This window comes from Cupriavidus sp. SIMBA_020 (genome assembly GCF_046535395.1).
Classification (GTDB): domain Bacteria; phylum Pseudomonadota; class Gammaproteobacteria; order Burkholderiales; family Burkholderiaceae; genus Cupriavidus; species Cupriavidus campinensis.
Genome location: NZ_JAWRWU010000121.1, coordinates 1 through 386 on the forward strand (window position 1 = coordinate 1; position 386 = coordinate 386).

1 protein-coding gene is annotated in these 386 nt (G+C 63.5%); it reads right to left on the reverse strand.

Going from position 1 to position 386, the window contains the following annotated elements; translation table 11 throughout:
* Positions 1 to 294 (reverse strand): FGGY family carbohydrate kinase (locus SB751_RS28435; protein ID WP_410748842.1); only part of this gene is annotated, 294 nt, incomplete at its 3' end.
* Positions 295 to 386 lie beyond the last annotated feature (92 nt).

Here is a 386-nt window from a genome sequence, read left to right on the forward strand (position 1 = left end):
GTAGACCGGCTGGCCGGTTTCGCGATCCCAGACGATGGTCGTCTCGCGCTGGTTGGTGATGCCGATCGCCGCGATCGACGTGCCGTTCAGGCCCGTGCGCGTGACGGCTTCGGCGGCGACGCCGGCTTGCGTCGACCAGATTTCCTGCGGGTCGTGCTCGACCCAGCCGGGTTGCGGGTAGATCTGTTCGAATTCCTTCTGGGCGATCGAAACGATGTTGCCCTGGCGATCGAACAGCATTGCGCGGGAGCTCGTCGTGCCCTGGTCAAGCGCGAGGATGTACTGGTCCTGCATGTCTCTCATCTCCATCCGTGGATCGGCGTAGTTGTGATGCGCGCCGCATATTACGCGGCGCGTCGGTGAATCGACATCGGTAAGGCCACTGC